Origin of the sequence: Vibrio sp. 3-2(1) (genome assembly GCF_963887575.1) — a bacterium.
GTDB lineage: Bacteria > Pseudomonadota > Gammaproteobacteria > Enterobacterales > Vibrionaceae > Vibrio > Vibrio anguillarum.
Genome location: NZ_CAWPGB010000033.1, coordinates 103970 through 114616, shown reverse-complemented (window position 1 = coordinate 114616; position 10647 = coordinate 103970). Strand labels below are relative to the sequence as shown.

The following is a 10647-nucleotide window of genomic DNA, read 5'->3' as shown; positions in this document are numbered from 1 at the left end:
ACTTCACGAACTCACCTAATCACACGTCGTTGAGAAATTGATATGGTCAATATTATTTTGGTGAGGTGGATGGATAAAAATGCCGGCTCTGTTAGCCGGCATCGAAAATACAAAATGTATGGTGGGTTTTCGTAACCAATAGAAACGCTACGTTTATAGCGACAAAATAACCCCAGCAAGCGCAGCACTCATCAAGTTAGCCAGCACGCCAGCGCTGATCGCTCGAAAACCATATTGAGAGATGAAGCTGCGACGCTCTGGCACCAAACTGCCCAAACCACCGATCAATACTGCCATGGTCGAAATATTGGCAAAGCCGCACAGAGCAAAAGTTACAATCGCTTGAGAATGTTCACTGAGCGAATCTTTTACGTCCATCAATTGGATAAAAGCGACAAACTCGTTCACGACAATTTTATTACCAATAAGTGAGCCTGCTGTCATCGCTTCGCTCCATGGAATGCCCACCAGCCACGCAACTGGAGCAAATAGGTAGCCTAAAATCAACTCAAAGCTAAGGGTTAAGCCAAACAGACCGCCCACCCAGCCCAATAGGCCGTTGAGTAGCGCAATCACACTGATAAAGGCCAGTAACGTTGCCCCAACCGCAACCGCGATACGAAGCCCAGACATTGCACCATCAGCTACGGCTTCAACCACATTAGTTGCTTTTGGTATCTCAACCTCTTCGTTGGCCACCTGCTGACTTTGCGCTTCGGTTTCCGGCACCAAAATTTTCGCCATCAACAAACCGGCTGGAGCTGACATAAATGCCGCCGCAATAAGATAGTTAAGGTTAACGCCCAGTGAGGCATAACCCACTAACGTACCACCCGCAACCGAGGCTAAGCCACACGTCATCACCGCAAAAAATTGCGAATCACTCATGTGCTTTAAATAGGGCTTAACGACTAACGGCGCTTCAATCATGCCGACAAAAATGTTCGCCGTGGCTGACAGTGACTCTGCACGCCCCGTACCCAATAATTTTTGCAAACCACCGCCAATCAAATTAATCACTTTAGGCATCAAACCAATGTGGTACAAACCGGAGATCAAAGCGGAGAAGAAAATGATGATGCCAAGCACATTAATCGCAAACACAAAACCAACGCTACCATTGGCTAAACCGCCAAAGAGAAAGCCAATTCCCTCTTGCCCATAATTGATCAAATTCGATACCGCACCCGTGACACTGTTGAGCACTTCTTTCCCCATAGGGACATACAGAACCAATAGTGCAAAGCCTACTTGCAATAAAAAAGCGAGCGACACGGTTCTAAATTGGATGTTTTTTCTATTGGTAGAAAGTAGCCAAGCCGTAAATAAGATGGCGACGACGCCAAGTAATGAGTTCATTTGCTGTCAATCCAGATAACGGGGATAGGAAAGGCGCGCATTCTATCGTGCGAAAACGAATGCGCAAGTCGCAAATGTTACAGAGGTGTGCTTAAAAATAGCAGCCTTAAGCCTCTTATTTCAAGCTGTTGATTTGTAACAAGCTAAACGATTGCTTAGGCTTATCTTTTCCATATAGAAAAGATGTTTCTGAGTTGGGAAATAATAATTCGTACTCATTACACTTTTGTCAAACGGATGTAAGGCTCTAACTGAGTATCCCAGTAGCAAGGTGTACCGATTAAAGCCTTGATAAATTCAATCACGGCTGAGGTTTTCTTCGGCATATGTTGTCGGCTCGGGTAAACCGCATAAAAAGGCATACTTTGATTTGCGTGCCAATCTGGCAACAACTGGATCAGTTTACCAGTTCGAAATTCATCTCGAATTAAATAAGTCGCCAAGTAAGCAACACCCCACCCTGCCACGGCGGCGTCACGCACGGCTTCGGCTAAATCCACCGAATAGTTACCCGACACATTGATGTTGACCTTTTGCTCTGGATTAGCAAACGACCAACTGGTGTAATCTCGCTCCCAACTGCGGTAGATAAGGCAGTTGTGACCTAACAGATCACCAGGTGTCTGAGGGGGTGAATGGTTTAATAAGTATTCCGGTGACGCCGCCAGCACAAATTGGCAATCGGCGAGACGCTGCGCCACGTACCCTTCCGGCAAATGTTCGTTGTTGGTCACCCACAAATCAAGCCCTTCTTCGAGCATATCGACTCTATAATCGAACAAATGCACTTCCACTTGTAGTTTTGGATAACGCTGACGAAGCGCCTCCAGTGCTGGCAAAATGTGCAAAGAACCAAACGACTGTGAAAGACCAAGCTTAATCAGCCCAGACACCTCATCACGCTGGCTTTCCATTTCAGACTGCGCAGCATCCATCAACCCAACGACCGCAATACAATGGCGATAAAAAGCCTCTCCAGCCTCGGTTGTGGTGAAGCTGCGGGTGGTTCGCTGAACGAGCTTCACCCCGAGCGAGGCTTCCAGTAAGGCCAACTGCTTACTAACATGCGATACTGATACGCCTAAGCTTTTGGCCGCAGCGGTAAAGCCTTGATGTTTGATTAACGCAGCAAATATCACCATTTGCCCTGCACGTTCAACTAGCACACGCTCTCCAGAAATAGCAAAGGGCTCATGATGAGCCCTTTGCGTTCAATTAAGGTTCAAATCAATAGGTAATTCTATCCGCCAAATGGCTCACCGCGAGGGCGAAATAATATGAACGGTTCCACTTCATCAACACATTATAGTTGTTGTATACCAAGTAAACGCGGCCATTTTCATCATCTGGCATGATAAGCCAAGCTTGAACGTTGTCTAAATTAGGCAGTGGTTTACCTTCGTAACGGGTAATACCGAGCTTGTTCCACTCTCTCAATGATTTCCCTTTTTCGGGCTGTCGCCCTTCTAAAGTGCGGTCAAAGCCATGCGGAACTTTAACTTGACGGCCCCAAGTGTATTTATCATCCCATCCCGATTGGCTGAGATAATTGGCCGTCGACGCGAATACATCTTCCTTTGAGCGCCAAATGTCTTTTTTGCCATCGCCATTACCATCGGAAGCGAACGCCAAAAACGAACTCGGCATAAACTGGCATTGTCCCATCGCGCCAGCCCATGAACCTTTCATCTCATCAGCTTGGATATGACCTTGCTGTAGAATTTGCAACGCGGCCATCGTCTCCTTGCGGAAAAATTCTTCTCGACGACCGTCATAAGCCATAGTCGTCAGCGCATCAATAACACTAAAACCACCGGTCAACGCACCAAAATTACTTTCTACGCCCCACAAAGCCACGATAAAGCGCGGCTGTACGCCATATTGCTCGCCAATGCGGCTAAGCTCTGCATAGTGCTTTTCATACAGCGCCTTTGCTTGGTTCACTTTCCATTCTGGAACCGCGCGTGGGATATATTCATCCAGCGTCAGTTTCTTTTCTGGTTGATTGCGATCGGCCGTCACAGCACGTGGCTTGTACTCCACATTTTTAAACGCATCGATTAAAATTTGCTCTGAAATGCCTTCATTTCGTGCTTGCTGCTTCAAGCCTTCGACATAGTGTTCAAAACTAACCTCATTCGCCATCAATGGCGTGGAGAGGCTTAATCCCAATACGACTGACAATAACTTTCTCAAATCGTCCTCCTTGAGCTGAAAACTTAGCTATCTTTTTGCTGAGCCTTTTGCTGCTTATATTGTTCTAATAAATTTTGTGGCGGTGGCGGTAACTGTAGGAAAAAGCCCTCATTTTCTAGAGACTCTTTTACTTTTTCAATGTTCACTTGGGCAAGTGTACGCCCTTCCAGTTTCACTACCATGACTAAAGTAGGTTTACCGAACATCGCCATTAATGTGTCAGGAACCTGTGAAAAGTCATCCTTTTTGGGGATATAGAGATAGGTACCTTCTTTTTTAGAGCTTTTGTAGATAGAGCAAAGCATGACAAACCTTTTATTGTAATAAACTGGCTTTTCGAGCCAATTAAGTTAGAAACGTTAAACTTTTACCAAATTTGAGATTAAAACAAACATTTGACCGCAAGATAACTTGCTGAGCTAAGTCAGGGAATATAACATGACAACCCTAGTTTCAGGCAACGCCCTTTCTAGTGAAGCCATTAGTTATTGAGGTCAATATAAGATGTCGAATACTCCTGACCTAAAAGGTAGCAGTTTTACTTTGTCAGTGTTACACCTTTGCGACAGTGAAGTTGCCAATACCGTTGAGTTTCTCAAGGAAAAAGTCGCCCAAGCTCCTGCTTTTTTTGCCTCTGCACCTGTGGTGATCAATATTGCTAAAGTGATTGGCGATATTGATTTTGCGATACTCAAACAAGGCATCACTGAAGCGGGAATGATCCCGGTCGGTGTGACAGGTTGCCGTGATAAACGCAGCCAAAACTTAGCCTCAGAAGCTGGCTTTGCCGTGATGGCAGCAAGCAAGTCGCCTTCTCAAGCACCCGCTCAAATAGCGCCAACCAAGGTGATTCGCACGCCCATTCGCTCTGGCCAGCAAGTGTATGCCAAAGATAGCGATTTAGTGATCCTCAATCACGTCAGCGCGGGGGCCGAAGTGATCGCCGATGGTTCAATTCACATTCATGGTTCACTGCGCGGAAGGGCCATTGCCGGTGCCAGCGGCCAAACGGAAGCAAAAATTATTTGTCACGATTTACAAGCAGAGCTGGTCTCCATTGCTGGAAATTATTGGCTTAGCGATCAAATTGAAAGTGAGTTTTGGCAGAAGAAAGTGATGCTCAGCATGGTTGATGATTCACTGCATTTTGAAACGCTCACGATTTAAAATTAACAAGGAAAACATAATGGCACGCATTATTGTTGTAACGTCAGGAAAAGGCGGCGTTGGTAAAACAACCTCAAGCGCAGCAATTGCTTCTGGCTTGGCTTTAAAAGGTAAAAAGACAGCGGTCATCGATTTTGATATCGGTCTGCGTAACCTTGACTTAATCATGGGTTGTGAGCGCCGCGTGGTGTACGACTTTGTTAACGTCATCAACGGTGAGGCGACACTTAACCAAGCGATGATCAAAGATAAACGCACCGAAAACCTGTTTATTCTGCCTGCCTCACAAACCCGTGATAAAGATGCACTCACCAAAGAGGGCGTAAAGCGCGTTTTGGATGAACTCGATACGATGGGCTTTGATTTCGTCATTTGCGACTCACCAGCAGGTATTGAGCAAGGCGCGTTGATGGCTTTGTACTTTGCTGATGAAGCGATTGTAACGACGAACCCTGAAGTCTCTTCCGTGCGCGACTCGGACCGCATTTTAGGGATTTTGGATTCCAAATCAATGCGCTCAGAGCAAGGGTTAGAGCCTGTTAAACAGCACCTTTTATTAACCCGTTATAACCCTACTCGCGTGACACAAGGTGAAATGTTGAGCGTGGAAGATGTTGAAGAGATTTTACATATCTCTTTACTTGGCGTGATCCCAGAAAGCCAAGCGGTGCTTAATGCCTCCAACAAAGGTGTTCCGGTTATTTTTGACGATCAATCAGACGCAGGCCAAGCTTATGCTGACGCTGTCGAGCGCTTATTAGGGCAAGAAGTCGAGTTTCGTTTTCTAACGGAGCAGAAAAAGGGCATCTTTAAACGACTTTTCGGGGGTTAATATTATGTCTCTACTTGAGTTTTTCCGACCACAAAAGAAAACGACCTCAGCAAGCCTTGCCAAAGAGCGTTTGCAAATTATCGTCGCCGAACGTCGTAGTGAAAATGACCCTGCACCGACCTATTTGCCTCAATTGAAAGAAGACATTCTCAAGGTGATCGCCAAATACGTCGCGGTTGACCCTTCGATGGTTGAAGTCTCTTTTGAGCACAAAGATGATGATATCTCTGTGCTGGAATTGAACGTGAAACTGCCAGACGAAGAAAAGTAATCCTTATGATAAAAGAGCCTGCAAAATTGCAGGCTCTTTCTCTTTACTAACCAATTTTACTCAACCAATTTGTTGAGCCGTTCACCGAGAATAGGTAAGCGCCAACTCTGCATCACATCCGGCAATTGCGCGGGATCTCTCTCTTTCTTCCACACCCAACTCAATAGCTGGTTGAGCTGTTTTTTAGAGGCTAAAAATTCAGTCGCTAAACCCGTGGTTTGAGACACTGATTTAACTTCATCTTTCAACCGTTTAAACAACTGTTTATAGCCGGGATAGTCCATCAAAGGGTCGATTTTAGGTGGGTATTGATCAGCCGGAGTCTGCTGGCCCGCTTTCACCAATGCAATGATTTTGGCACTGTGACGTTGAATCGATCTCGGATCGGCCCCTTCATCAATCATACGGCTTGCACTCGTCAATCCCAAACGAGCGATAGTCAGCAAATCTGTCTCTTTGACCACAAAATTGAGCGCCAAATCACGGCGTACCGCCTCTTCGTAGCGCCAAGTAGCTAAGGGTTTGAGAATCGCTAATTCTTGCGGTGTTAGTTGCCATGCCCCTTTGATATCCAAATAGGCCAAATCGGGATTAGTCTGTTTAATGCGTTTGACGCTCAATAGTTCAGATTCTTGCTGCGCCGCTTGCCACCAGCCCGCCTGCGTCACTTTATCAAGTAATTTCTCGTAAATCGGCAGCAAATAAAACACATCGGCGGCAGCGTAATCCAACTGCTTTTGCGATAAAGGCCTTGCTAACCAATCAGTACGCGATTCACTTTTATCAATTTCAATCCCTAAGAATTCATTAACCAATGCGGCAAATCCGGTAGACAGTCCATGGCCGAGAAAGGCTGCCATTACTTGTGTATCGACCATTGGAAACGGTGTACAGCCAAATGCATTATGAAACACTTCGAGATCTTCACCACACGCATGCAGCACTTTGAGCACGGAGGTGTCTTGCAGTAGCTCGACAAAAGGGGCCATGTCATCAAAGGCAAGTGGGTCGATTAAAGAGAGGTTTTCACCATCATAAAGCTGGATCAATCCGAGCTGTGGGTAAAAGGTACGCACTCGGACAAACTCGGTATCGAGCATCACCACATCGGCATCTCGCGCGGCAAGGCATACATGTTGTAGGTCGTTAGGCTGGGTAATTATTTGGTAGTTCACTAATGGCTCACTTTGGGCAACCCTACTAGAGGGGACATAAAAATGCCGACGGTTTGAGTCGGCATTCTAGCACTATTTTTTCATACTGACTTGATGCTTAGGCACGTTTTGTTTGTTCAATTGCCGCATCATTTTCTTCACGAAGTACGCGGCGTAAAATTTTACCCACATTACTCTTTGGTAAATCTTCCCTAAACTCAATCAACTTAGGCACTTTATAGCCAGTCAAATGTTTACGGCAATGGGCAATGATTTCATCTTTGGTTAAGCTCGGATCACGCTTAACCACATAAATCTTGACGATTTCACCAGACACTTCATGAGGCTGGCCGATAGCGGCCACTTCTAATACTTTGCCATGTAGTGCAACCACATCTTCAATCTCATTAGGATAGACGTTGAATCCAGAGACTAAAATCATGTCTTTTTTGCGATCGACAATATAGACCATTCCTTGCTCATCAAACTTGACGATATCGCCTGTAGAGAGCCAACCATCGGCATCAATCACTTCTTTCGTCGCTTCCGGTCTTTGCCAATAACCTTGCATCACTTGTGGGCCACGCACTTGCAACTCACCGACTTGATCATACGCCAGCACTTTGCCTTCATCATCAATAATTCGCACTTCGGTTGAAGGAACGGGTAAACCAATGGCTCCCGAATAATCACTTAAATCATAAGGATTACCTGTCACCAGTGGTGCACATTCAGTCAAACCGTAACCTTCAAGCAGGTGGATACCCGTCACTTTTTTCCACTGATCGGCCACCGCGCGCTGTACCGCCATGCCACCACCAACAGAAAGCTTAAGATTTTTGAAATCAAGTTCATGGAAATCTTCGTTGTTGACCAACGCATTAAACAGCGTATTCACCCCCGTAATGGCAGTAAATGGGTACTTTTGCAGCTCTTTGACAAAGCCTGGAATATCGCGTGGATTAGTAATCAATAGGTTACGCCCACCCATTTCGACGAACAGTAAACAGTTTACGGTCAGTGCAAATACGTGATAAAGCGGTAATGCCGTCACAACCAGTTCGCGGCCTTCGGCCAATACTGGGCCATATGCCCCTTTTGCTTGGAGCACATTCGCAATCATGTTGCGGTGGGTCAGAATTGCCCCTTTTGCCACACCGGTTGTACCACCGGTATATTGTAAAAATGCAATGTCGTCGCCAGACATAAAAGGCTTCACATACTGTAAACGGCGACCTTTGTGCAACGCCTTACGCATGGAAATGGCACCTGGTAAGTCATATTTTGGCACCATCCCTTTCACATATTTCACAACGAAATCAACCAACGTCCCTTTTGCTCTAGGTAACATCTGTCCAAGGCTGGTCAATACCACATGTTTTACCGAGGTATTTTCAACAATTTGCTCTAAGGTATTGGCAAAATTCGAGACGATGACGATCGCCTTTGCATCGGCGTCATTCAGTTGATGTTCAAGCTCTCGCGGGGTGTACAACGGGTTAACATTCACCGCAATCAACCCGGCTCGTAATACGCCAAATAACGCGACCGGATACTGCAATAGGTTAGGCATCATTAAGGCGACACGATCACCTTTTTTCAGCTTTAGCTCATTTTGCAAATAGGCGGCAAATGCTCGGCTGCGCTCTTCCAGTTTACGAAAAGTCATGACCGAACCCATATTCATAAAGGCTGGTTGATCGGCATATTTATGAACCGATTGCTCAAACATTTCGACCAAAGAGAGGTACTGATCAGGGTTGATGAATTCAGGTACGTCAGTTGGATAGCGTGAAAGCCAAGGTTTCTCCACGGTAATACTCCTCGTTATTGGCGGCTGCTCTACGGCGATATTTTTATGTGCGCTATTACAGCACAGCCAAAGCGCTTGAGCACGAAACACTCAAACACTTGTTTAAATTTTGTTAACTAAGCCAAAAATTAGTTCAGCGACTTGCGAAGGTTGCTCAAGATGGCAATGATGACCACCAGAAATAGTGAACATCTCTTGCCGATCATCGGCGAAATAGCCTCGAGCGGCTCGTAACTCAGAAAAACCGTGTGTACCGAGAATCACACGTTGTGGGCATTGGATGTGCGCCATTATGTGCTGAGCATGCTCATACGACATGCGATACAAGGAATCGCTGTTTAACTGTGGGTCATGACGCCAATACCACTCGTCATTGCACAGCTCAACCCCTCGAATAACGATGGGTTGGATCAAGGCTGCTTCTAACTGGTTGACTTCGGCTCGGCGAGCAACAGCGTATTCTAAGTTAGGTAACCTACGACGAGGCTTACGCCGGATCCGCTGGCGGCTGAGTACGCCATTGCGCAGCCTGGCCACACTCTCTAGTGGCGATTCAGCCAATGGAGCCATTCCTTCGATTTGAACTAATCCTGCGACTTGCTCAGGAAAGGCGGCACTATAGCAACTTGCGATTAAAGCACCAAGGGAATGCCCTACGATCACTAACCTGTTTGGTGATAAGTTGAGCAAAAATGAGTAAATATCATCAATATAGTCATGAAATGGGTAAAAATGACCGTCGGCTTTATGGCTTGAAAGGCCATGTCCCGGTAAATCGATTGCGCAAAGGTGTAACTGTGGATTAAGGTGACTTAACGCTTTGATAACGGTAAGAAAACTGGATGAATTATCTAACCAACCATGCAAAAAAACGACCGATAAGTCGGCCGTTTGTGCGTTTCCCAACTCTTGAGTCGCAATCATTCCTTGCGCAAGAGAGTACTGTTTTTGTTGCATCGCTATTTCACTTCTTGTACCACGCGCCCTTCACGAGCACCAATGTACATTTGACGACAATATAAGCTGTGGCAAGGGTACATATAAGTACCGAGATCATTCACGACCACTCTTTCTTCAACTCGCCACAAATGTAGCCCTTTTACGGCCATGGTTGGGAAAGTGTATTCAAACTCACCCACTTTGGCTTTTTCTGGAGCAAGGCTGGTTCCCACTAGCGTCACCAAACGATCTTTCGCATAAGCCACTGGGTCAACAAACCCGTCAACATAGCCAACAAAACGCCCTTGCGGTTCGCGGTCGATATCCGGTCGGCCTGATGAGCTAATTGGCAAATTGACTATTTCAATCCGTGTTTTATCCGCCAAATTAGTCACACTGGCGATGACGCCGCCCAGCCGGACTTCATCTTGTTCATTGGTTGGCGTATTGACCCAAGTGGCGTAATCGGTGATCACGGCATCACTACTGGCACGAAGATCATCCGGTAAGCTTGAGCATGCACCAAGCAGCAATGTGGACGATAACAATAGTAGCGTTTTAGAAGTGGAAAAAGATCGCATCATAATGACCTTGTTGGATTAGATGTAGATATCGACTCCAATCAGTTGAGCAAGTTCCTCTTTTTTTGCTTGGTTCATCACGTCCATGTACTCTTCCATCGCCTTTCTTGATCGGCCTTCAGGAAGATCGTATTCCAGATTAGCCCGATGAATCTCTGATGGATCGACATGACGAATTGAATGAGAAACAGCATTCGCCACCTTAGTAGGTTGGCCTACTCCGGTTTTGGCATCGCCTTTCTTTACCCCATTGTTCTTATTTGCGCGATTAGCCCTATTGCTACCGGGCACTATCGCAGGAGGTAAACCGTTAATTGAAACCATACTGTTCCTAT

12 protein-coding genes are annotated in these 10647 nt (G+C 46.0%); 3 read left to right on the top strand and 9 right to left on the bottom strand.

The features are described 5' to 3' along the window. Positions 1-153: 153 nt before the first annotated feature. From AACQ79_RS11600 to AACQ79_RS11585, 4 genes are all read right to left on the bottom strand, one after another. Positions 154-1359: a NupC/NupG family nucleoside CNT transporter gene (locus tag AACQ79_RS11600; RefSeq protein WP_019282015.1), complete on the bottom strand. Its 1206-nt coding sequence runs from the start codon at positions 1357-1359 to the stop codon at positions 154-156. Positions 1360-1577: 218 nt separating this feature from the next. Continuing rightward, positions 1578-2525 carry a LysR family transcriptional regulator gene (locus AACQ79_RS11595; RefSeq protein WP_019282016.1) on the bottom strand — a complete coding sequence of 316 codons (948 nt, stop codon included), beginning with the start codon at positions 2523-2525 and terminating at the stop codon, positions 1578-1580. A gap of 61 nt (positions 2526-2586) precedes the next feature. Further along, positions 2587-3555 carry a lytic murein transglycosylase gene (locus AACQ79_RS11590; RefSeq protein WP_013857211.1) on the bottom strand — a complete coding sequence of 323 codons (969 nt, stop codon included), beginning with the start codon at positions 3553-3555 and terminating at the stop codon, positions 2587-2589. 23 nt (positions 3556-3578) lie between these two features. Continuing rightward, positions 3579-3860 (bottom strand): YcgL domain-containing protein, encoded by a 282-nt coding sequence (locus AACQ79_RS11585; RefSeq protein ID WP_017044579.1) that lies wholly within the window; start codon positions 3858-3860, stop codon positions 3579-3581. A 199-nt stretch (positions 3861-4059) separates the two neighbouring features. Between AACQ79_RS11585 and minC the strand changes: the two genes are divergently transcribed. The 3 genes from minC to minE are packed head-to-tail and all read left to right on the top strand — an operon-like array spanning position 4060 to position 5825. Next, complete coding sequence (gene minC / locus AACQ79_RS11580) at positions 4060-4722, top strand: septum site-determining protein MinC (RefSeq protein WP_013857213.1); 663 nt, start codon at positions 4060-4062, stop codon at positions 4720-4722. A 19-nt stretch (positions 4723-4741) separates the two neighbouring features. Continuing rightward, positions 4742-5554 (top strand): septum site-determining protein MinD, encoded by an 813-nt coding sequence (minD, locus tag AACQ79_RS11575; RefSeq protein ID WP_013857214.1) that lies wholly within the window; start codon positions 4742-4744, stop codon positions 5552-5554. A 4-nt stretch (positions 5555-5558) separates the two neighbouring features. Further along, complete coding sequence (gene minE / locus AACQ79_RS11570) at positions 5559-5825, top strand: cell division topological specificity factor MinE (protein ID WP_010317176.1); 267 nt, start codon at positions 5559-5561, stop codon at positions 5823-5825. A gap of 56 nt (positions 5826-5881) precedes the next feature. Here the strand turns inward: minE and rnd are convergent, their stop codons facing one another. From rnd to AACQ79_RS11545, 5 genes are all read right to left on the bottom strand, one after another. Continuing rightward, the gene (rnd, locus tag AACQ79_RS11565) at positions 5882-7000 is read right to left on the bottom strand and encodes a ribonuclease D (protein WP_129532397.1); all 1119 of its coding nucleotides are present in this window, start codon (positions 6998-7000) and stop codon (positions 5882-5884) included. A 97-nt stretch (positions 7001-7097) separates the two neighbouring features. Further along, a complete protein-coding gene (fadD, locus tag AACQ79_RS11560) occupies positions 7098-8792 on the bottom strand; it encodes a long-chain-fatty-acid--CoA ligase FadD (protein ID WP_170899120.1) in 1695 nt (564 codons plus the stop codon). Between the two features lie 102 nt (positions 8793-8894). Next, positions 8895-9749, bottom strand: coding sequence for an alpha/beta fold hydrolase (locus AACQ79_RS11555; protein ID WP_094147918.1), 855 nt, complete (start codon positions 9747-9749; stop codon positions 8895-8897). A gap of 2 nt (positions 9750-9751) precedes the next feature. Next, entirely contained in the window at positions 9752-10315 is a 564-nt protein-coding gene (locus AACQ79_RS11550) for a Slp family lipoprotein (RefSeq protein WP_017047796.1), read from the bottom strand. Between the two features lie 15 nt (positions 10316-10330). Beyond that, positions 10331-10636, bottom strand: coding sequence for a chromosome partitioning protein ParA (locus AACQ79_RS11545; protein WP_170899119.1), 306 nt, complete (start codon positions 10634-10636; stop codon positions 10331-10333). Positions 10637-10647: the final 11 nt, after the last annotated feature.